Below are 19,957 nucleotides of genomic sequence, written 5' to 3'. Positions count from 1 at the left end.
GGCTAGCAGAACGCGAAGAGGGCCCGTACTCCGATCGGAGTACGGGCCCTCTTTTTCGTGGCTCTAGGCCGACTTCTCGCGGCGCTCGGTGCGCTGGGTCTTGCGGGGCACGATCGTCGGCAGGACGTTCTCGGTGACGGTGTCGGCGTCGACGACCACCTTGGCGACGTCGTCGCGGCCCGGGATGTCGTACATCACCGGAAGCAGGACTTCCTCCATGATGGCGCGCAGACCACGGGCGCCGGTGCCGCGCAGGATCGCCTGATCGGCAACGGCTTCGAGGGCGTCGGTGGTGAACTCGAGGTCGACGCCGTCCATCTCGAAGAGCCGGACGTACTGCTTGACCAGCGCGTTCTTCGGCTCGGAGAGGATCTTGACCAGCGATTCCTTGTCCAGGTTCGTCACCGAGGCGACGACGGGCAGGCGGCCGATGAACTCGGGGATCAGACCGAACTTGATCAGGTCCTCGGGCATCACGTCGGCGAAGTGGTCGTCGGTGTCGACCTCGGCCTTGGAGCGGACCTCGGCGCCGAAGCCGATCCCGCGGTGACCGGTGCGGTCGGAGATGATCTTCTCCAGGCCCGCGAACGCGCCTGCCACGATGAACAGCACGTTGGTGGTGTCGATCTGGATGAACTCCTGGTGCGGGTGCTTGCGACCGCCCTGCGGCGGCACACTCGCCTGGGTGCCCTCCAGGATCTTCAGCAGCGCCTGCTGCACGCCCTCGCCGGAGACGTCACGGGTGATCGAGGGGTTCTCGCTCTTGCGGGCGATCTTGTCGACCTCGTCGATGTAGATGATGCCGGTCTCGGCGCGCTTGACGTCGTAGTCGGCGGCCTGGATCAGCTTCAGCAGGATGTTCTCGACATCCTCACCGACGTAGCCCGCCTCGGTGAGCGCGGTGGCGTCGGCGATGGCGAACGGCACGTTCAGCATCTTCGCCAGCGTCTGCGCGAGGTAGGTCTTACCGCAGCCGGTGGGGCCGAGCATCAGGATGTTCGACTTGGCCAGCTCGACGCTCTCGCCGCGGCTGTCGCGGCCCTTGTCGCCGGCCTGGATGCGCTTGTAGTGGTTGTACACCGCGACCGCGAGGGTGCGCTTGGCCGTGTCCTGGCCGATGACGTAGTTCTCCAGGAAGTCCCGGATCTCCGAGGGCTTGGGCAGCTCGTCGAGCTTGACCTCGCTCGACTCGGCCAGCTCTTCCTCGATGATCTCGTTGCAGAGGTCTATGCACTCGTCGCAGATATAGACCCCGGGGCCCGCAATGAGCTTCTTGACCTGCTTCTGGCTCTTTCCGCAGAACGAGCACTTGAGCAGATCGCCGCCGTCTCCGATGCGCGCCATCTCGTAGGTCCCTACTTCCTTGTCCGAGTGCGACCGTCGTCCCCCGATTGGGCCGGAAATACGTTTCGGTGCCGTCAATCAGAGCAATGGTCCCTGAGTCGACCGTACCTGGTGTGCGCGAATGAGGTCGACAACTCGCGCATGTTTCTGTTCAGGGTTGTGCGGGTTCTCACCATTGTGGGCCAACCCGCGCGAAATTGGTGGGCCCGCCGCCGAAACTGCGGCGACGGGCCCGGGCGTGTCACTTCTGTCCGCTGAGCTTCCGGTAGTCGAAGACCTGGTCGACGATGCCGTATTCCTTGGCCTCCTCGGCCGTCAGGATCTTGTCGCGGTCGGTGTCCTTGCGGACCTGCTCCTCGGACTTGCCGGTGTGACGCGAGATGGTGACCTCCATCAGGCGGCGCATCCGCTCGATCTCGGCCGCGGCGATCTCGAGGTCGGACACCTGGCCCTGCACGCCACCGGAGGACGGCTGGTGAATCAGGATGCGCGCGTTGGGCAGCGCGGCGCGCTTGCCGGGCGCACCGGCGGCCAGCAGCACCGCGGCGGCCGAGGCGGCCTGGCCGAGGCACACCGTCACCACGTCGGGGCGCACGTACTGCATGGTGTCGTAGATGGCCATCAGCGCGGTGAACGAGCCACCGGGCGAGTTGATGTACATCGTGATGTCACGATCGGGGTCCTGGGACTCCAGCACCAGCAGCTGCGCCATGATGTCGTTCGCCGAGACGTCGTCGACCTGGTTGCCCAGGAAGATGATGCGCTCTTCGAACAGCTTGTTGTACGGGTCGGAAGTCTTGACGCCGAACGAAGTCTGCTCGGTGAACTGCGGCAGGATGTAGCGCGCCTGCGGGAGGCCCGCAGCGGAGCCGCCATGTCCGGCGCGCGGGTCGAAGAGGTTGGCCATCTTTATCTCCAAGCTTGTCTCGAGTGAGGGGGGACGGCGGCGTTACTTCGCCTGGTTCGCGTGGCTGACCACGTGGTCGATGAAGCCGTATTCGAGGGCTTCCTTCGCCGTGAACCAGCGGTCGCGATCCGCGTCCTCGGTCACCTGTTCCACCGACTTGCCGGTGTGCAGCGACTGCAGCTCGTTGAGCTCCCGCTTGGTGTGCGCGAACTGCTCGGCCATGATGGCGATGTCGGCCGCCGAACCACCGATGCCCGCCGACGGCTGGTGCATCATGATCCGGGTGTGCGGCAGCGCGAAACGCTTGCCCTTGGTGCCCGCGGTCAGCAGGAACTGCCCCATCGACGCGGCCAGGCCCATCGCGACGGTCTTGATGTCGCACTCGGCGAACTGCATGGTGTCGTAGATCGCCATGCCCGCGGTGACCGAGCCACCAGGGGAGTTGATGTAGAGCGAGATGTCCTTGGTCGGATCCTCGGCGTCGAGCAGCAGGATCTGCGCGCACAGCTTGTTGGCGATGTCGTCGTCGACCTGGGTGCCGAGGAAGATGATGCGCTCGCGCAGCAGCCGCTCGTACACCGAATCACTGAGGTTGAGACCAGCAGTAGCGGCTGTCATGACCCCTGCCTGGTTGATTGTCACGGATACCTGCCTTCTCTTCTCACCGATTTGCTACGGCCATACGGTTCGTCGTCACAAACAGTAACGAAGCAGGGCGGCACCGAACTCCCGGTACCGCCCTTCTTCGCTCACAGCGCAATCCAAGCACCCCGGTAGGGGTACCGGTCACACCGGCATCACAAAACCTATTCGGCGGCTGCCTCGACCTGCTCGGTCTCGGCGGAATCCGCGGGGTCACCGAACATTTCGGTGGTGTCGACCACGTTGCCCTCGGAGTCGGTGACCTTCACCTGACCGACGACACCGGCCAGCGCCTTGCCGCGACGGACGTCGGCGAACACCGCGCCGAGCTGACCGGCCTGCTGCACCTGCTGGATGAACTGCTCCGGCGACATGCCGTAGCGCTGGGCCTGGAACAGGATTCGCTCGGTGAGCTCCTGCTGGCCGACCTGGGTGTTCTCGGCCTCGGCGATGGCGTCGAGCAGCAGCTGGGTCTTGACCGACTTCTCGGCGGCTTCCTGGGTGTCCTTGTCGAACTCCTCGCGGGAGGAGCCCTGCGCCTCGAGCGCCTCGGCCAGCTTGGCCTCGTCGTGGTCGAAGCCGTGGACGGCGTCGTGCAGCACCGCGTCGACCTCGGCCTTGACGACGGCCTCGGGCAGCGGGACCTCGACGGTCTCGAGCAGGGTGTCGAGCACCTTGTCACGGATCTGACCGGCCTGCTCGACCTTCTTGACGCGCTCGACGCGGCCCTTCAGGTCTTCCTTGAGCTCGTCGATGGTGTCGAATTCGCTGGCCAGCTGGGCGAACTCGTCGTCGGCCTCGGGCAGCTCGCGCTCCTTCACCGACTGCACGGTGACGGTGATGACGGCTTCCTTGCCGGCGTGCTCGCCGGCGACCAGGGTGGAGGTGAACTCCTTCGACTCGCCGGCCGACAGACCGGTGATCGCCTCGTCGAGGCCCTCGATCAGCTGACCCGAACCGACCTCGTGCGACAGACCGGTGGTGGCCGCCTCCGGGACGTCCTCACCGTCGACGGTGGCCGAGAGGTCGATCGACACGAAGTCGCCGTCCTGCACGGCGCGCTCCACACCGGTGAGGGTGCCGAAGCGCTGACGCAGCGAGGTGAGCTGCTGCTCGATGTCGGTGTCCTCGATGGTGAACGCGTCGACGGTGACCTCGAGGCCCGAGTAGTCCGGCAGCGCGATCTCGGGGCGCACGTCGACCTCGGCGGTGAACGCCAGCTCTTCGCCGTCCTCGATCTTGGTGATCTCGATCTCGGGCTGGCCGATGACCTTCACCTCGGCGGACTGCACGGCCTCGGCGTAGCGGCCCGGCAGGGCGTCGTTGACGACCTGCTCGAGCACGGCGCCACGGCCGACGCGGGTCTCGATCAGCTTGGCCGGAGCCTTACCCGGACGGAAGCCGGGGATCTTGACCTGCTGGGCCAGCGCCTTGTACGCCTTGTCGAAGTCGGGCTTCAGCTCCTCGAAGGGCACCTCGACGTTGATCCGGACCCGGGTCGGGCTCAGCTGCTCGACGGTGCTCTTCACGGACATGCTCCTTGGTTCGTAGTTCATGTGGTGTCCCCGCATGGGGCGTCGCACCCTGAGGCGGCGCACAATGCGCATCCCGACCAGGGTAGTTGACCGCGTTCGCGGCCGTGTAATCGGCAGTTGTTTGGGCGGCGGCTAGCGGCCGACCTGCACCGCGTCGGTGACGAAGACCAGCGTCTCGTTCGGCGCGACGCCGTTGCCACCGTCGCCGTAGCCGAGGTTCGGCGGCACGATCAGCAGCCTGCGCGTGCCCTGCTGGACCCCGAGCAGACCCTGGTCCCAGCCCTCGATGACCTGGCCGGCGCCGAGGGTCAGCTGGAACGGCTTGCCGCGCTTGAAGGAACTGTCGAGGGTCTGCTTGTCCGACCAGGTGACCAGCGCGTAGTTCATGGTCAGCGGCTGACCCGCGACCGCGCCGGGGCCGTTGCCCGCGACCAGGTCCTTGACGATCAGCGTCTTGGGCGGGTCACAGGAGTCCGGGATGGTGATCTCCGGCGCGTCGCCGTAGCCACCGCTGACCTTCACATCGTCGGCGGTGCACTCGCGGCCCTTGCTCGCCGTCGGCGCGCCGGCGGCGGCGCTGGTGGTCGACGTCGTGCCGGACGACTCCGTGTCCGAGCCGCACGCCGCTGTCGCGATCGCGGCGGCCGCGACGAGTCCGATGCCGATGATCCTGCCGAGAGAATGCATGGCCCGCACAGTAATAGACCGCTGATCCGGGCCCTGGTACCAGCACGGCGGTAGGCTCGGCGGTGCGTTTCTCCACCGGTGTCGCCGAGTGTCGAATCGGCGCAACGGACAGGTCCCGCGGCGCGCGACGCCGCAGCTCACCCAGTGCGAGGAGAGTCCGCGATGACCAGGACCAGCGATATCGAGCGCGACACCGCGGCCGACAACGTGGGCGGCGGCGACGGCGAGACCATCGCCCCGAAGCCCTATGCCCTCACCGACGCCCCCGGCCCGCTGACCCGTGACGAGCTCGTCGCGGTGGACACCTGGTGGCGGGCCTCGAACTATCTGGCGGTCGGTCAGATCTATCTGATGCGCAACGCGCTGCTGCGCGAGCCGCTGCGGCCCGAGGACATCAAGCCGCGTCTGCTCGGCCATTTCGGCACGGTGCCCGGCCTGAATCTGGTGTGGGCGCACGCGAATCGGGTGATCAGGGAACGCGACCTGAACGCCGTCTACGTGGCGGGCCCCGGCCACGGTGGACCCGGCCCCAACGCCTGCGCCTGGCTGGAGGGCGCCTACGCCGAGCTCTACCCCGATATCCCGCGCGACGGCGACGGCATGCGCAGGCTGTTCCACCAGTTCTCCTTCCCCGGCGGCGTCCCGAGCCACTGCGCGCCGGAGACGCCCGGCTCGTTCCACGAGGGCGGCGAACTCGGCTACAGCCTGCTGCACGCCTACGGCGCCGCGCTCGACCATCCCGATCTGACGGTGTTCTGCGTGATCGGCGACGGCGAGGCCGAGACCGGTCCGCTCGCCGGCAGCTGGCACGCGAACAAGTTCCTCAACGCGGGCCGCGACGGCGCGGTGGTGCCGATCCTGGCGCTCAACGAGTACAAGATCGCCAATCCGACCATCTTCGCCCGTATCCCCGAGGCGGAACTGGTCGCGCTGCTGCGCGGATACGGCTACGAGCCGATCATCGTCTCCGGCGACGATCCGGCGCCGGTGCACCAGGCGATGGCCGCCGCGATGGACACCTGCCTCGACCTGATCGCCGGGTTCCAGCGCGCGGCCCGCGAGGACGGTGTCAGCACCCGGCCACGCTGGCCGATGATCGTGCTGCACACGCCGAAGGGCTGGACCTGTCCCCCGGTGGTCGACGGCGAGCGGGTCGAGGGCACCTTCCGCGCCCATCAGGTGCCGCTGCCCGCGGCCCGCACCAACCCGCGGCACCGGCGCGTGCTGGAACAGTGGCTGCGGTCGTATCGGCCCGACGAGCTGTTCGACGAGGGCGGCACACCGGTGCCCGCCCTGCTCGAGCAGATCCCGGACCGGCCGATGAGTCTCAATCCGGTGGCCAACGGCGGCCTGCTGGTGCGTGACCTCGACCTGCCCGACTGGCGCGAGTACGGCGTCGAGGTCGAGCAGCCGGGTGCGGGGCAGCACGAGGCGACCCGGGTGCTCGGCGGCTGGCTGCGCGATGTCACCGCGCGCAACCCGCACAATTTCCGCACCCTCGCCCCCGACGAACTGGTCAGCAACCGGTTGCGGGACATCCTCGAGGTGACCGGCCGGGACTGGCAGGCCGAGGTCGGCCGCTGGGACGTCGACCTGTCCCCGACCGGCCGTGTCGTCGAAGTGCTCTCCGAGCACATGTGCCAGGGCCTGCTGGAGGGCTACCTGCTGACCGGCCGCCACGGCGTGTTCACCTGCTACGAGGCGTTCATCCACATCGTCGACGCCATGTTCAACCAGCACGCCAAATGGCTCGACGCCAGCCTGGCGGTGCCGTGGCGGCGCAAGATTCCCAGCCTGAACTACCTGCTCACCTCGCATGTGTGGCGCCAGGACCACAACGGATTCACCCATCAGGACCCGGGATTCCTGGATGTCGTCGCGAACAAGAGTCCCGAGATCGTGCGGGTGTATCTGCCGCCGGACGCCAATACCCTGCTGTCCACCTACGACCACTGCCTGCGCTCGCTGCACTACGCGAATGTGGTCGTCGCGGGCAAACAGCCCGGGCCCGACTGGCTCTCGGTGCCCGAGGCGGCCGTGCACTGCGCTCGCGGGGCAGGCATCTGGGAGTGGGCTTGCCACAACGACGAGCTTGGCGCCACGCCCGATGTGGTGCTCGGCTGCGCGGGCGATATTCCCACCCTGGAAACCCTGGCCGCCGCGGCGATCCTGCGTGATCGGCTGCCCGATCTGCGGCTCCGGGTGGTCAATGTCGTCGACCTGATGCGCATGCTGCCCGCCGACGAGCATCCGCACGGCCTGGCCGATCCCGAGTTCGACGCGCTGTTCACCACCGACCGCCCGGTGATCTTCGCCTTCCACGGCTACCCGTGGCTGGTGCACCGGCTCACCTACCGCCGCACCAATCACGCCAATCTGCACGTGCGTGGATATAAGGAGAAGGGCACGACCACCACCCCGTTCGACATGGTCATGCTCAACGATCTCGACCGCTTCCACCTGGTGCTCGACGTGATCGACCGGGTCCCCGGCCTGCGCGAGCGAGCGGCGGGACTGCGCCAGGAAATGGTCGACGCGAGGTCGACCGCGCGCCGCTGGACGAGGGAGCACGGCGAGGACATCCCGGTCGTCGCGAACTGGGTCTGGCCCGACGCCGCCATCCCCACTGTGACGTAACGCGCTTGCGGCCCGGGCCGCGCCTGCACGACCATGGAGGCGATGACCGAGTCCCACCGCACCGACCACACCCTCCCCCGCGACCGCCGCGACCTCACCGGACCGTTCGACGTGATCGGCGACGTCCACGGCTGCCGCGGCGAGCTCGAGACCCTGCTCGGCGAACTCGGCTACCTGATCGACCGTGACGAGCGTGGCCGGGCGGTCGGCGCCGCCCATCCGGACGGGCGCACCGTGGTCTTCGTCGGCGATCTCGTCGACCGCGGACCCGACACCCCCGGCGTGCTGCGCCTGGCGATGGGCATGGTCGCCGCGGGCACCGCTCTCTGCGTCGCCGGCAACCACGACTACAAACTGGTGCGCGCGCTCGACGGCCGCAATGTCCGGATCGCGCACGGCCTGGAACGCTCACTGGCCCAGCTCGCCGACGAGGCCCTCGAATTCCGCACCGCCGCGCACACTTTCCTGCGCGAGCTCCCCAGCCACTATCTGCTCGATCACGGCAAGCTGGTCGTCGCACACGCGGGCCTGCCGGAAAGCCTGCACGGCAGCACCTCCGGCCGGGCCCGCTCGTTCGCCCTCTACGGCTCCCCCACCGGCGAATACGACGAACACGGCCTGCCCATCCGCTACGACTGGGCCAGGGACTACCGCGGCGCCGCCACCGTCCTCTACGGCCACACCCCCGTCACCAAGCTGACCTGGGTCAACAACACCCTGTGCCTGGACACCGGCGCCGTCTTCGGCGGCAGCCTCTCCGCCGTGCGCTACCCCGAACTGACCACGATCTCCGTTCCCGCCGAACAGATCTGGACCGAACGCGCAGGCATCACCCCCGCCGGTTAGGCCTGGCCGCGGTCCTTCTCGATCTCGCGTCGCGCCATCGTCGCCGAATCGTCAACTCGACATCCCGCACCGGTCGGCCGCGATGTGGCGAATCGGGCTTACCATCAGCGGCGGACGACCCGACTCACTGCCGAGGAGAGGTTCATGCGCCGAACGTTGCTCGCACTGGCCGTGCTCTGCCCACTGGTCGGTGCGGGGGTGGCTGCCGCGGATCCGGCGCCGCCCGGGGCGAGTACCGCGGGAACACTGACCGTCCGGGCGATCACCGGTCGCGAACCGATCCCCGTCAACCGCGCCGAGATCACGGTGACCCGCTGCGACGAGACCAAGGTCGTCTCGACCCTGACCAGCGGCGCCGACGGTCGCGCCGCCATCGCGCTGCCCGACGGCTGCTACGAGGCGAGGGTGATCACCGTGCCCGGTGGTTGCGCCCTCGCCGACACCGAACCGGTACAGCTCGAGGTCCGCCGGCGCACCGCGGTCAGCACCGAATTCCGCTTCCGCTGCGCCTGAGCGGCAGCGAGATTCAGCGGCGGCGGTCCGCCGGGCTGGATGGGCGAAATTTCTTCGCGCGCACCAGCCTTCGGGTCAGTCCTTCGGTCCGCCCGCGACGTAGATGACCTGACCGGATACGAACCCGGCGCCCTCGCTCGCGAAGAACGACGCGGTGTTGGCGATGTCCTCGGGCTTGCCGACCCGGTTGACCGGGATCTGCGCCGCGGCGGCCTGTTTGAACGCCTCGAAGTCGACACCGACCCTGGCGGCGGTGGCCGCGGTCATCTCGGTCTCGATGAAACCGGGCGCGATCGCGTTCGCGGTGACACCGAACTTGCCCAGCTCGAAGGCCAGGGTCTTGGTGAAGCCCTGCATGCCCGCCTTGGCCGCGGAGTAGTTGGCCTGACCGCGGTTGCCGAGCGCGGAGGTGCTCGACAGGTTCACGATGCGCCCGAACTTGGCGTCCACCATGTACTTCTGCACCGCGCGGGTCATCAGGAAGGCGCCACGCAGGTGCACGTTCATGACGGTGTCCCAGTCGTCGGCCGACATCTTGAACAGCAGGTTGTCGCGCAGCACGCCCGCGTTGTTGACCAGGACCGTCGGCGCGCCGAGCTCGGTGGCGATCCGCTCGACCGCCGCGGCGACAGCGGCTTCGTCGGAGACATCGGCGCCGACCGCGAGCGCACTGCCACCGGCGGCTTCGATGGCGGCGACGGTGTCGGCGCAGGCTGCGGCATCGAGATCGAGGACGGCGACGGCATATCCGTCGGCGGCGAGCTTGACGGCGACGGCGGCGCCGATGCCCCGTGCGGCACCGGTGACGATGGCGACCCTGCGTTCCGTGGACATGAGCACTCCTACCTCGCCGACACAACCCTGCAACTGGGCGAAATGGTGATGGTCGGGGTGACAGGATTTGAACCTGCGACCCTCCGCTCCCAAAGCGGATGCGCTACCAAGCTGCGCTACACCCCGAGGCCTCGCAGGCTGCGACGCCGTCGAGGGAATTCATGTTTGAGCGGGTGACGGGAATCGAACCCGCACCATCAGCTTGGAAGGCTGAGGTTCTACCATTGAACTACACCCGCAGGCATACGACATCGATGGGATCGCCACGATGTCGTGTGCGACACGACTGTACCGAATCCCGCGCGATAAATGCCAATCCGCCCCCTGGCGAGCACGGCGACGCGCCCTCCCCCACGATGCCGTCACCCGCCGGCGCAGCGCCCGATTAGGGCCTAATGACCCTAGCCGCGGAAACCCTCCGACCGACACCATTGTTGATGCGCGCCTATGGGGACCGGCGCCTGCTCCACCGGGGGATTAAATAGGAGAATTTTCCTTAAAAACCTGGCACGTGGGCGGCGAGTAGGCCACCATGAGATGGCGCGTGACGGCTCCTTGTCGGGGGGAGTCGTGGCCACTCGGCCGCAGTGTCACGACTCGCCCCCTTTGCCAGGAGGAACCCATTGGCGACCCAACGTCCACCACCTCGAGATGGGCAACACGCTGCGCGTTTCGGACCTCCCAAAGTTTTTCCGGGAAGTGTGTAACACCCGAGCGCCTGCAGCGATGTCATACCCGATCGCCATTCGCGAGAGACCTGCAACGTGTTCTACTACGCGGCTTTTAGGTCTCGGGTGGCTTGCTAGGATCCTTTTTGCCGGACGGGGGTATCTGGAAAGGGGGCGGTGAGCGTGTGCCGAACTCGGTGGACTCAACCGCGTAGCAGTGCGAACGATCGAGGTGGCAAGACCGTCGCCACCTTCCGCCGGTGATATCGATGACTGTCCACATCGAGCCACCGGTCGCCGCGATGGCCCGCGCCTGGGCCCGCGCGGTGTGCGCCGAACCGGGATCGTCCACGGCGCCGCACCAGCTGGAGCCGGTGCTCGTCGAGATCGTCGAGCGGCTGCTGCATCTGGCTCGGACCGAACCGTTCCCGGTGCCACAGGCGCGGATGCTCGGCGCCCGGCTTGCCGAGGCGCCATTCGAACGCACCAGGATGCTGGCGCATGCCACCCGCTGGCTGCTCGGCTTCCCCTCCGGCGTGCCGGGATCGCTGGTGGCCACCCGCTGGCCGCTGGTCGCCAGCCAGGCCATCGACAGCTACGCGCAGGCGCTGCAGGAACGCGCGCTCGCGCAACAGGAACAGAACATCTCGGCGAAAGTGTCACTGCGCGTACAGGAGATCGCCGCGCTGCAGCACCGCTTGCGCCACGAAGCAACCCACGACGCGCTCACCGATCTGGCCAACCGCACGCTGCTGCAGGAACGAGTACGGGCCTTCGCGGCCGACCCGACCCGCGGCGTCGGCGTGCTGGTCGTCGATCTGGATCGGTTCAAGCAGATCAACGACGGCTACGGACACGCGATCGGCGACGAGGTATTGGTCGAACTGGCCAACCGGCTGCGCGAGGTGTGCCCGCCCGACACGGTGATCTGCCGGTACGGCGGCGACGAGTTCGTTGTCGCGGCCAATCCGCGCCGCGACACCCTCGGCGAGCTGGCGCACCGCGTGGTGGCGGCGCTGCGCGACCCGGTGTGGTCGAGCGCGGGGCCGGTACCGGTCTCGGCCAGCGTGGGCACGGCGTTCTGCGCGCCGGGAAAGACGTGCGATTTCACCGATCTGCTGCGTCGCGCCGACCGCGCGATGTATTCGGCGAAATCCGCGGGCGGGCGGCGTTTCGCGCTCGCCGAATCGGGCGACCCGGAACTGGGAACCGCGGTCGCGGGCTGAGTCGGATCGCGAAGCCTGCACTTCGCGCTCCGGCTCAACCCCTCTCAGTGTTCGATGTAGCCTGCCGCGAATCAGCGTGGCTGACAGGTGGGGCACCAGAACAGGTTTCGCCCGTCCATGACCTTGTGCGCGATCGGCGTCGCGCACACCCGGCACGGTTCGCCCTGGCGGCGGTAGACATAGGTGCGTGGCCGGTCCTTGGCGTACGACGGTGCGCCGGTGTCGTGTTCGGGCCGGACGACATGCATGCGGCCGGTGGCGACGCCGACCGGCATCAGGTCGACGAGATCGGCCCACAGCGCGTCCCATTCCGCGGCGCTCACCGACGTGCCCGGCCGGAACGGCGAGATGCCGTGCCGGAAGAGCACTTCCGCACGGTAGACATTGCCGACGCCGGCGATCACCGCCTGGTCCATCAGCAGCGCGCCGATCGCCCTGCGGGAGCGCCGGATTCGCGCACCGGCTCGTTCATGATCGGCGTCGGGCCGCAGCGGGTCGGCGCCCAGCCGCGCCACCAGGGCATCCACCTCGCCGGGGTCGAGCACCTCGCACGCGGTCGGCCCGCGCAGATCGGTCCCGAATTCCGTTGCGGCGCCGATCATCCGCATCCGCACCTGCCCGACGGGCGGACCCATCGGCAGCCCGGCCTCGCTGAACGTGCCGTACAACCCGAGGTGCACGTGCACGGTCAGCCCGGACTCGTAGTGGTGCAGGAGATGCTTGCCGACGGCCTCGGCCCGTTCCAGCACCCACCCGTCCACCAGCGCGGCGCCCTCGGCGAAGCGCCCTTGCGGACTCGAAACCCGCACAGCGCCACCGGAGAACCGTTCCTGATGCAAGCGGGCGATGCGATGAAGGGTGTGCCCCTCAGGCAAGAAACACACCCTCCTCAATCACAACTCACCAACTGATCTCGCAAGCACATGGGTAACTCACCGGGTACGAGCTGACCCGACAGCCACCCCACTGCCGGCCGCGTCGCCAACTCACCCCGCACCTAGGTCTGGCCGAAATTCGCGGAGAGGCGGATCAGTACGCGGGGACCTCAGGTGCCTCGCCGGACTTCTCGTAGTCGGCGAGGATGTCGATGCGACGCTGGTGACGGGCCTCTTCCGACCACGGCTGCGCGATGAACGCGTCGACGATGGCGAGGGCCTCGGCGGTGGTGTGCATGCGGCCGCCGATGCCGATCAGCTGGGCGTTGTTGTGTTCACGGGCCAGCTTGGCGGTTTCGACGCTCCAGGCCAGGGCGCAGCGGGCGCCGGGGACCTTGTTGGCGGCGATCTGCTCGCCGTTGCCGCTGCCACCGAAGACCAGGCCGAGCGAGCCGGGGTCGGCGACGGTGCGGCGGGCCGCCTCGATGCAGAAGGCGGGGTAGTCGTCGAGAGCGTCGTATTCGAGGGCGCCACAGTCGACGACCTCGTGTCCGGCCTCCTGCAGATGGGCCTTGACGTGATTCTTCAGTTCGAAACCGGCATGGTCGGCACCCAGGTAAACGCGCATGGCTGCGATTGTGTCAGGCCGCTTAGAGTCGTTTTCATGCACCCGCACGAACCGCATTCTCCGCCTTCGGCAGGTCCCCCACCCGTGCCGCCGGGGCCGTCTGCCGACCAGCCGGGGACCGCACCGTCGGCGCCTTGGCAGCAGCCGGGCGCGCAGACCGGCGGGTTCCCCGCTCCACAGACCGGAGCTTTTCCGCAGACCCAGCCGTTTCCAGGCGCGTATCCGCCGGTGCCGCAGGGGTATTACCCGCCCGGCGGTCCGCCCCTGCCGCCGCAGTACCAGCCGCGCGGGCTGTCACCGTTCGGGATGCCCGCCCGGCATCCGTGGGAGATCCCGCTGCTGGTGGTCGTCATCATGATCACCTCGGTCGCGTATCTGCTCGCGCTGCTGATGCTGGTGGTCGAGGTGGTGGCCGACCCCGTCGTCGACGAGCGTGGGGAAGAGGTCAGCGATTCGATTCTGACCAGCCCGTATGTGCTGCTGCTGTTGTTCGCGCCGGTGCTGCTGTGGGCGGGCCGAGGCATGAACTACGCGCGGATGCGGATCAACGGCGTCAAGATGTCGCCGACCCAGTTCCCCGAGGGCTATCGGCTGGTGCAGGAGGCCGCGGCGCGATTCGGGATGCCGAAGGTGCCCGACGCCTATGTGGTGCTCGGCAACGGCCAGATCAACGCGTTCGCGTCCGGGCACGGGTTCCGCCGGTTCGTCGTGGTCTACAGCGACCTGTTCGAGATCGGCGGCGCCGCCCGCGAACCCGACGCGCTGGCGTTCATCATCGGCCACGAGGTCGGCCACATCGCCGCCGGGCACGTGTCGTATTGGCGTCAGCTCGGCATGTTCGTCGCGCCGTGGCTGCCGCTGCTCGGGTCGTCGCTGATCCGGGCACAGGAGTTCACGGCCGACAATCACGGCTTCTGCAACCGGCATCTGGGCGCGCCGGGCGCGATGGCCACCCTCGCCGCGGGCAAGTACCTCAATACCGATGTCGGGTTCGACGAGATGGCCGACCGGGCGGCGCAGGAGAAGGGCGGCTTCGTGTTGCTGGTCAACGCGATGTCGAGTCATCCGGTGCTGACCTGGCGGATGTGGGCGCTGCGCGACCGGAGCAAGCCGGGCCCGATGTTCTGGCGCCCGAGCGCACCGCAGCCCGGCATGATCCCGCCGCCCGGTGGCTATCCGCTCAACGCGGCGCCGCCCGCGCTACCGCCGAAGCCGGTGTGACGGGGTGGGGTGCCGGTCGGGCACCCCACCTGCTCGTTGTCAGTCGAACACAGGGTCTTCGGTGCGGGTGCGCTTCAGTTCGAAGAAGTGGGGGTAGGAAGCCAGCGCGACCACGCCGTCCCACACCCGCCCCGCGTCCTCGCCGCGCGGGATGCGCGAGAGCACGGGACCGAAGAACGCGACCCCGTTGACGTGGATCGTCGGGGTGCCGACATCGGGGCCGACCTTGTCCATCCCCGCGTGGTGGCTCTCGCGCAGCGCCTCGTCGAACTCGGTGCTGGTGGCGGCATCCGCGAGCTCGGCGGGCAGGCCGAGCTCGGCGAGGGCGTCGGCCACGACCGCGGCGAAGGTTTCCTGGGCGGTCTCGCGCTCGAATTCGTCCCTGCGCTGGTGGATGCGGGTGCCCAGCGCGGTGTAGAGCGGCGCCAGGATTTCCTGGCCCGCCTTCTCGGCGGCGGCGATCGCGACCCGGACCGGGCCCCAGCCCGCGGCCATCAGGTCGACGTAGCGTTCGGGCAGATCATCCTTGCCCTCGTTGAGCACCGACAGGCTCATCACGTGGAAACGCGCGTCGATGTCACGCACCTTCTCCACTTCCAGAATCCAGCGGGACGTGATCCAGCACCAGGGGCACAGCGGGTCGAACCAGAAATCGACGACGTCCTTCGTGGCTTGATCGCTCACGGAGCTTTCCTCTCGAGTCACAGTTGGGCAGGTCGCAAAGCCCGCCGGTTGGTGCAACCGCGCCACGCCCTGAATCGTTCCCCTGCGGTGATCTCGCGCACTAGGCTCGACGGCGAGGAGTCCCGGTCGTCCGCGAGAAGGAGTCCGTTCATGAGCTCGAATCAGCATTTCGTCGTCATCGGCGGCGGACTCGGTGCAGCCAAGCTCGCCGAGGCCCTGCGCGCCAACGACTTCGACGGCCGGGTGACAGTGCTGGCTGCCGAGGAGGAGCTGCCCTATGAGCGGCCGCCCCTGTCCAAACAGCATCTGGCAGGCACCCAGCAGCTGCCCGATTTCACCGTCGACCAGGGTTCCTGGTACCGCGATCATCACATCGACCTGCGGCTGGGCACCACCGCGACGGCGTTCGATCCGCGCGCCCACACGGTGACACTGCCGGATGAGTCCACTCTGAGCTACGACAAGCTGGCGCTGGCCACCGGTTCCCGCCCGCGCACGCTGCCCATTCCCGGCGCCGACGCGCCGAATGTGTACACCCTGCGCACGATCGGCGATTCGGATGTGCTCGCCCAGATCCTGCGGACGCACCGCACGCTGGTGATCATCGGCGGTGGCTGGATCGGCCTCGAGGTCGCCGCGCAGGCGCGGGCCAGACAGGTCGAGGTGACCGTGCTGGAAGCGGCCGAGTTCCCCCTGATCGGCGCGCTCGGCCCGGAGATGGGGGCGTTCTACGCCGAGCTGCACCGCGCGCACGGCGTCGACCTGCGGACCGGCACCAAGGTCGACACGATCCTGACCGACGACGGCCACGCCACCGGCGTGCAGCTCGGCGACGGCACCGTGATCCCCACGGAGGCGGTGCTGGTCGCGGTCGGCGCCCAGCCCAATATCGAGGCAGCGCTCGCGGCCGGGCTCGCGGCCGACGGCGGCGTACTGGTCGACGCGGGTCTGCGCACGAGCGACCCGGATGTGGTCGCGGTCGGCGACATCGCCGAGCAGGAACATCCGCTGCTGAACCGGCGCGTGCGCGTCGAGCACTGGGCCACCGCGCTCAACCAGCCCGCCGTGGCCGCGCTGACCATGCTGGGCAAACCCGCGTCCTACGACCGGCTTCCGTACTTCTTCAGCGATCAGTACGACGTCGGCATGGAGTACACCGGCTATGTCGGCCGTGACGACGACGTGCGCGTGGTGGTCCGCGGCGACCAGGCCGAACGCGAGTTCGTGGCGTTCTGGCTCGATCCGCAGAACCGGGTGCGCGCGGGCATGAACGTCAACGTGTGGGACGTGACCGAGCGGATCAAGCAGCTGATCCTGGCGGGCGAGCCGGTCGATCCGGACCGGCTGGCCAATTCCGACGTTCCCTTGTGATGCAGGTCACAGATTTCGGCGGAGCCGATGTGTCGAACGGTGCGCATCGGCTCCGACCATGTCTCGAGGGCGCCAGCAGGGCGTCACCGAAACCAGGAGAGTTCCGATGAAGTACATGCTGGTCAAGACGTATTCCGACGCCGCGTACTGCAGCGCCCCGCTGCCGGAATGGGCGCCCGAGGACATCGCCGCCCACATCGATTTCCAGCGGGCGCTGGGTGAACAGCTGGCCGCCGCGGGCGAGCTCGTCGACGCCCAGGGCCTGGCCGGTCCGGAGCAGGCACTGATCGTGAGCTCCGACGGCAGCTCGGCGCCGGTGGTGACCGACGGCCCGTTCCCGGAGACCAAGGAGTTCCTTGCGGGCTACTGGATCGTCGACGTCGACTCCCCCGAACGCGCGATCGAGATCGCCGCGCAGGCCTCGGCCGCACCAGGCCCTGGCGGCAAGCCGCTCGGCGAGTACATCGAGGTGCGCCAGGTCATGAGCGCGCCCGCCGAGTGAGCCGAGCCCCGCGCACCGAGGACCTGCTGCGCGAACTCGCCCCGCAGGTCCTCGGCGTTCTGGTCCGCCGGTTCGGCGATTTCGACCTGGCCGAGGACGCCGTGCAGGACGCGCTGCTCGCGGCGGCGACGCAGTGGCGTACCGACGGCCTGCCGGGCAATCCGCGCGGCTGGCTGATCCAGGTGGCGCAGCGCCGGATGGCCGACGCGGTGCGCGCCGAAGTCGCGCGGCGGCGCAGGGAGACAACGGTTTTCGTCCGCGATGTGCCCGTCGAGGCGACCGGGCGCGACGACACCCTCGACCTGTACTTCCTGTGCTGCCATCCCGATCTGCCGCCCGCCGGCGCGATCGCGTTGACCCTGCGCGCGCTCGGCGGCCTGAGCACCGGCGAGATCGCCGCTGCCTTCCTGGTCCCGGAAGCGACCATGGCGCAACGCATTTCCCGCGCGAAGAAGCGGCTGGCCGAGAGCGAGCGGCCGTTCGCCGACGGCGCGCACGACAGCGCACGCCTGAGCGCGGTACTCCAGGTGCTGTACGTGATCTTCACCGAGGGGCACACCAGCAGTTCCGGTGCCGGGCTGCGCCGCGCCGACCTCTCCGCCGAGGCCATCCGGCTGACCCGCGCGCTGCGCGCCCTGCTGCCGACGAACACCGAGATCACCGGCCTGCTCGCGCTGATGCTGCTCACCGACGCCCGCCGCGCCGCCCGCTCCGGTCCGCACGGCGAGCTGATCCCCCTGCACGAACAGGATCGCTCCCGCTGGGACCGCGCCCAGATCACCGAGGGACTGCGCCTGCTCACCGCGACCCTGCCCGCAGGCCTGTCCGGCATGTATCAGATCCAGGCCGCGATCGCCGGTCTGCACGCGCAGGCAGCTCGGGTCGAGGACACGGACTGGGCCCGAATCCTGCTGCTCTACACCATGATCGAGCGCGCCAACCCGAACCCGATGGTCACTCTCAACCGGGCCGTGGCGACCGCCATGGCGCACGGTCCCGCCGCCGGACTCGCCGTGGCCGACTCCGTCTCCGAACCGCTGGCCCGCTCCCATCGGCTCGCCGCGGTGCGCGGGCACCTGCACGAGATGGCGGGCGACGACGCCGCTGCCGTCGCGCACTATCAGCTGGCCGCCAAGCAGACGGCAAGCGTGCCGGAGCGCGACTACCTACTGCTCCGCGCCGCCGGCCTGCGTTCGGGCGAGGCGGTATCGGCGGTTCGATTGCGTCCACGCTCCGGCAAGACCACGCCAGCCCAGTGAACTCGCCGCGCGACCGTCGCTGGACGTGCCGGTGAGCGCGAATGTTCGCCAACGCCGAAATCGTGAGTGAGCGCCCGCCAGCGCACATCTCGACGTCTGCTCGCACCCACGCGCGAGGGCATCGGTGCCGGCAAGTTCAACGCGCCGAGGCCGGGAATGGGTCAACCGGCTGGTTCGAGGTTCGCGATCATTCGCGCGAGAGTGGTGGTGAGCGTGGCGAATTCGGCATCGGTGATGCCGTCCGCCAGCTGTCGGCGGACGACGCCCACCGCGCGGGCCGCGGTCCCGTGCGCCGCCAGCCCCGCGTCCGTAGCGGCATACCGGCCGTCGGGGTTGCGGGTGATCCACCCACGTGCGATCAGGGTGGTGGTGACATCGGCGATCGACTCGCCGTCGGCCGTCCAGAAGGGGCGCAGCGCGTCGACCAGGTCAGCGGCGGGATCGCCGACGATCGTGTTGAGCGTCTGCCACTCCCGCCGCGACATCCCGACGCTCTCGACCGCCCGGTCGAAGGTCGCCTCGATGAGCTGGTCCAGGCGTTTGACCTGGTAACCGATCAGTCTGCGTTCGGTCATCATCCACTCTTTCATGCACTGTGACAGTTACATGTTCTATTGCATGTATATGTTCGACGGTAGCATGAGCTCGTGGACGAGGTCGAGCGGATCGAACGGGCGATGATCGCCATCCGGCGGCGCCAGACCCGGCGCACCCTGGCGGCGGACGAACCGAGCGGACAGGCCTTCGACGTGCTCGATGTGGTCGAGGCCGCGACCGAGCCGACCGTGTCCACGGTCGCGGCCGCGCTGGCCGTGGATCAGCCGCGCGCCAGCAAGCTCGTCGCCGCCGCCGTCACCGGCGGCTACCTGCGCCGCGTCGCCGACCAGTCCGACGGCAGGCGTTCGCTGCTCGTGCTCACCGAAAGCGGCCGGGACCTGCTGGATCGGGCGCACGACCGGCGTCGCGGCGCCTTCGACCGCGCGATGGCCGGCTGGTCCGGCACCGACCGCGCCGCGTTCGCCCGCCTGCTCGGCCGGTTCGTCGATGGACTCGACTGACGGCGGTCCTGGCAGACTCGCAGTCGTGACGGATGTGTTCAGTGCGGGTGTCCTGGTCTATCGCCGCCGCGCCGCCGGGATCGAGGTTCTGCTCGGCCATATGGGCGGCCCGCTGTGGGCGAAGAAGGACTCCTCGGCGTGGTCGATCCCCAAGGGCGAGTATGTTCCCGACGAGGAACCGGCTCGCGTGGCCGCGGCGCGGGAATTCACCGAGGAGCTCGGGCTCCCGGTTCCCGACGGCGACTGGATCGACCTCGGTGAGGTGCGCTACGGCAGCGGCAGCAGGCGCAAGACCGTCACCGTGTGGGCCGTCGAGGGTGATCTCGATCCGGCCGAGGTCGTCCCCGGCACGTTCGAGATGGAATGGCCGCCGCGCTCCGGCCGCACCGGCGTGTTCCCCGAAATCGACCGCGCGGCCTGGTTCGATCCGGCCACCGCCGAGGACAAACTCGGGAAAGGTCAGCGCCCCTTTCTCACCCGGCTCACCGACCACCTGGGCTGACGCCGGACACGCCGGGCG

At 68.7% G+C, this 19,957-nt stretch carries 19 protein-coding genes, 2 tRNA genes and 1 pseudogene; 10 read left to right on the top strand and 12 right to left on the bottom strand.

The window, feature by feature from the left end; all coding sequences use genetic code 11:
* Positions 1-63: 63 nt before the first annotated feature.
* From clpX to ACWF9G_RS31930, 5 genes are all read right to left on the bottom strand, one after another.
* Positions 64-1,344 (bottom strand): ATP-dependent Clp protease ATP-binding subunit ClpX, encoded by a 1,281-nt coding sequence (gene clpX / locus ACWF9G_RS31950; RefSeq protein ID WP_189032986.1) that lies wholly within the window; start codon positions 1,342-1,344, stop codon positions 64-66.
* Between the two features lie 241 nt (positions 1,345-1,585).
* On the bottom strand, positions 1,586-2,251 hold the full coding sequence (locus ACWF9G_RS31945; RefSeq protein ID WP_218721479.1) for an ATP-dependent Clp protease proteolytic subunit: 666 nt from the start codon (positions 2,249-2,251) through the stop codon (positions 1,586-1,588).
* 42 nt (positions 2,252-2,293) lie between these two features.
* Entirely contained in the window at positions 2,294-2,869 is a 576-nt protein-coding gene (locus ACWF9G_RS31940) for an ATP-dependent Clp protease proteolytic subunit (RefSeq protein WP_379030323.1), read from the bottom strand.
* A 188-nt stretch (positions 2,870-3,057) separates the two neighbouring features.
* Positions 3,058-4,422 carry a trigger factor gene (gene tig / locus ACWF9G_RS31935; RefSeq protein WP_452519849.1) on the bottom strand — a complete coding sequence of 455 codons (1,365 nt, stop codon included), beginning with the start codon at positions 4,420-4,422 and terminating at the stop codon, positions 3,058-3,060.
* Between the two features lie 138 nt (positions 4,423-4,560).
* Positions 4,561-5,115 (bottom strand): FKBP-type peptidyl-prolyl cis-trans isomerase, encoded by a 555-nt coding sequence (locus ACWF9G_RS31930; RefSeq protein WP_379305102.1) that lies wholly within the window; start codon positions 5,113-5,115, stop codon positions 4,561-4,563.
* A gap of 162 nt (positions 5,116-5,277) precedes the next feature.
* On the opposite strand from ACWF9G_RS31930, the gene ACWF9G_RS31925 reads away from it, so the two are divergent.
* The 3 genes and pseudogenes from ACWF9G_RS31925 to ACWF9G_RS31915 all read left to right on the top strand — a co-directional run bounded on the left by ACWF9G_RS31925 (position 5,278) and on the right by ACWF9G_RS31915 (position 9,111).
* Positions 5,278-7,752, top strand: a complete 2,475-nt coding sequence (locus tag ACWF9G_RS31925) for a phosphoketolase family protein (protein WP_379305104.1) — start codon at positions 5,278-5,280, stop codon at positions 7,750-7,752.
* Positions 7,753-7,824: 72 nt separating this feature from the next.
* A pseudogene (locus tag ACWF9G_RS31920) lies at positions 7,825-8,571 on the top strand (metallophosphoesterase); the annotation flags it as partial.
* A 171-nt stretch (positions 8,572-8,742) separates the two neighbouring features.
* Positions 8,743-9,111, top strand: coding sequence for a hypothetical protein (locus tag ACWF9G_RS31915; protein WP_452519847.1), 369 nt, complete (start codon positions 8,743-8,745; stop codon positions 9,109-9,111).
* A 75-nt stretch (positions 9,112-9,186) separates the two neighbouring features.
* Here ACWF9G_RS31915 and fabG read toward each other — a convergent pair whose 3' ends face one another.
* From fabG to ACWF9G_RS31900, 3 genes are all read right to left on the bottom strand, one after another.
* Positions 9,187-9,945, bottom strand: coding sequence for a 3-oxoacyl-ACP reductase FabG (gene fabG, locus ACWF9G_RS31910; RefSeq protein WP_452519845.1), 759 nt, complete (start codon positions 9,943-9,945; stop codon positions 9,187-9,189).
* 49 nt (positions 9,946-9,994) lie between these two features.
* Positions 9,995-10,071 (bottom strand) — tRNA-Pro (locus ACWF9G_RS31905).
* 42 nt (positions 10,072-10,113) lie between these two features.
* Positions 10,114-10,184 (bottom strand) — tRNA-Gly (locus ACWF9G_RS31900).
* A 698-nt stretch (positions 10,185-10,882) separates the two neighbouring features.
* Here ACWF9G_RS31900 and ACWF9G_RS31895 point away from each other — a divergent pair.
* Complete coding sequence (locus ACWF9G_RS31895; RefSeq protein WP_110039617.1) at positions 10,883-11,839, top strand: GGDEF domain-containing protein; 957 nt, start codon at positions 10,883-10,885, stop codon at positions 11,837-11,839.
* A gap of 71 nt (positions 11,840-11,910) precedes the next feature.
* On the opposite strand, the gene ACWF9G_RS31890 is transcribed toward ACWF9G_RS31895, so the two are convergent.
* Both ACWF9G_RS31890 and ACWF9G_RS31885 read right to left on the bottom strand, forming a co-directional pair.
* The gene (locus ACWF9G_RS31890; protein WP_452519843.1) at positions 11,911-12,714 is read right to left on the bottom strand and encodes an Fpg/Nei family DNA glycosylase; all 804 of its coding nucleotides are present in this window, start codon (positions 12,712-12,714) and stop codon (positions 11,911-11,913) included.
* A gap of 154 nt (positions 12,715-12,868) precedes the next feature.
* Entirely contained in the window at positions 12,869-13,342 is a 474-nt protein-coding gene (locus tag ACWF9G_RS31885; RefSeq protein ID WP_379030290.1) for a ribose-5-phosphate isomerase, read from the bottom strand.
* 36 nt (positions 13,343-13,378) lie between these two features.
* Between ACWF9G_RS31885 and ACWF9G_RS31880 the strand changes: the two genes are divergently transcribed.
* On the top strand, positions 13,379-14,563 hold the full coding sequence (locus ACWF9G_RS31880; protein ID WP_452519841.1) for a M48 family metallopeptidase: 1,185 nt from the start codon (positions 13,379-13,381) through the stop codon (positions 14,561-14,563).
* A 39-nt stretch (positions 14,564-14,602) separates the two neighbouring features.
* On the opposite strand, the gene ACWF9G_RS31875 is transcribed toward ACWF9G_RS31880, so the two are convergent.
* Entirely contained in the window at positions 14,603-15,247 is a 645-nt protein-coding gene (locus ACWF9G_RS31875; protein WP_452519840.1) for a mycothiol-dependent nitroreductase Rv2466c family protein, read from the bottom strand.
* 150 nt (positions 15,248-15,397) lie between these two features.
* Between ACWF9G_RS31875 and ACWF9G_RS31870 the strand changes: the two genes are divergently transcribed.
* The 3 genes from ACWF9G_RS31870 (at position 15,398) to ACWF9G_RS31860 (ending at position 18,379) form a co-directional block, all read left to right on the top strand.
* Positions 15,398-16,618: an NAD(P)/FAD-dependent oxidoreductase gene (locus ACWF9G_RS31870; RefSeq protein WP_452519838.1), complete on the top strand. Its 1,221-nt coding sequence runs from the start codon at positions 15,398-15,400 to the stop codon at positions 16,616-16,618.
* 106 nt (positions 16,619-16,724) lie between these two features.
* Positions 16,725-17,120 carry a YciI family protein gene (locus ACWF9G_RS31865; protein ID WP_452519837.1) on the top strand — a complete coding sequence of 132 codons (396 nt, stop codon included), beginning with the start codon at positions 16,725-16,727 and terminating at the stop codon, positions 17,118-17,120.
* A complete protein-coding gene (locus ACWF9G_RS31860; protein WP_452519836.1) occupies positions 17,117-18,379 on the top strand; it encodes an RNA polymerase sigma factor in 1,263 nt (420 codons plus the stop codon). The genes ACWF9G_RS31865 and ACWF9G_RS31860 overlap by 4 nt, the downstream gene beginning before the upstream one ends.
* Before the next feature lie 161 nt (positions 18,380-18,540).
* On the opposite strand, the gene ACWF9G_RS31855 is transcribed toward ACWF9G_RS31860, so the two are convergent.
* Positions 18,541-18,954: a MarR family winged helix-turn-helix transcriptional regulator gene (locus ACWF9G_RS31855; protein ID WP_452519835.1), complete on the bottom strand. Its 414-nt coding sequence runs from the start codon at positions 18,952-18,954 to the stop codon at positions 18,541-18,543.
* Between the two features lie 72 nt (positions 18,955-19,026).
* On the opposite strand from ACWF9G_RS31855, the gene ACWF9G_RS31850 reads away from it, so the two are divergent.
* Entirely contained in the window at positions 19,027-19,437 is a 411-nt protein-coding gene (locus ACWF9G_RS31850) for a MarR family winged helix-turn-helix transcriptional regulator (RefSeq protein ID WP_452519833.1), read from the top strand.
* Positions 19,438-19,462: 25 nt separating this feature from the next.
* On the top strand, positions 19,463-19,939 hold the full coding sequence (locus ACWF9G_RS31845; RefSeq protein WP_379305129.1) for an NUDIX domain-containing protein: 477 nt from the start codon (positions 19,463-19,465) through the stop codon (positions 19,937-19,939).
* Positions 19,940-19,957: the final 18 nt, after the last annotated feature.

It is taken from the genome of Nocardia sp. NPDC055029 (assembly GCF_053608525.1).
Note: the sequence above shows the minus strand (reverse complement) of the source record. Positions and strands in the feature narration are given on the sequence as shown.

Excerpts from the sequence above, each read along its gene's own strand:
- clpX (WP_189032986.1), bottom strand. The coding sequence starts at position 1,344 with ATGGCGCGCATCGGAGACGGCGGCGATCTGCTCAAGTGCTCGTTCTGC.
- ACWF9G_RS31945 (WP_218721479.1), bottom strand. The coding sequence starts at position 2,251 with ATGGCCAACCTCTTCGACCCGCGCGCCGGACATGGCGGCTCCGCTGCG.
- ACWF9G_RS31940 (WP_379030323.1), bottom strand. The coding sequence starts at position 2,869 with ATGACAGCCGCTACTGCTGGTCTCAACCTCAGTGATTCGGTGTACGAG.
- ACWF9G_RS31930 (WP_379305102.1), bottom strand. The coding sequence starts at position 5,115 with ATGCATTCTCTCGGCAGGATCATCGGCATCGGACTCGTCGCGGCCGCC.
- ACWF9G_RS31925 (WP_379305104.1), top strand. The coding sequence starts at position 5,278 with ATGACCAGGACCAGCGATATCGAGCGCGACACCGCGGCCGACAACGTG.
- ACWF9G_RS31915 (WP_452519847.1), top strand. The coding sequence starts at position 8,743 with ATGCGCCGAACGTTGCTCGCACTGGCCGTGCTCTGCCCACTGGTCGGT.
- fabG (WP_452519845.1), bottom strand. The coding sequence starts at position 9,945 with ATGTCCACGGAACGCAGGGTCGCCATCGTCACCGGTGCCGCACGGGGC.
- ACWF9G_RS31895 (WP_110039617.1), top strand. The coding sequence starts at position 10,883 with ATGACTGTCCACATCGAGCCACCGGTCGCCGCGATGGCCCGCGCCTGG.
- ACWF9G_RS31885 (WP_379030290.1), bottom strand. The coding sequence starts at position 13,342 with ATGCGCGTTTACCTGGGTGCCGACCATGCCGGTTTCGAACTGAAGAAT.
- ACWF9G_RS31880 (WP_452519841.1), top strand. The coding sequence starts at position 13,379 with ATGCACCCGCACGAACCGCATTCTCCGCCTTCGGCAGGTCCCCCACCC.
- ACWF9G_RS31870 (WP_452519838.1), top strand. The coding sequence starts at position 15,398 with ATGAGCTCGAATCAGCATTTCGTCGTCATCGGCGGCGGACTCGGTGCA.
- ACWF9G_RS31865 (WP_452519837.1), top strand. The coding sequence starts at position 16,725 with ATGAAGTACATGCTGGTCAAGACGTATTCCGACGCCGCGTACTGCAGC.
- ACWF9G_RS31855 (WP_452519835.1), bottom strand. The coding sequence starts at position 18,954 with ATGACCGAACGCAGACTGATCGGTTACCAGGTCAAACGCCTGGACCAG.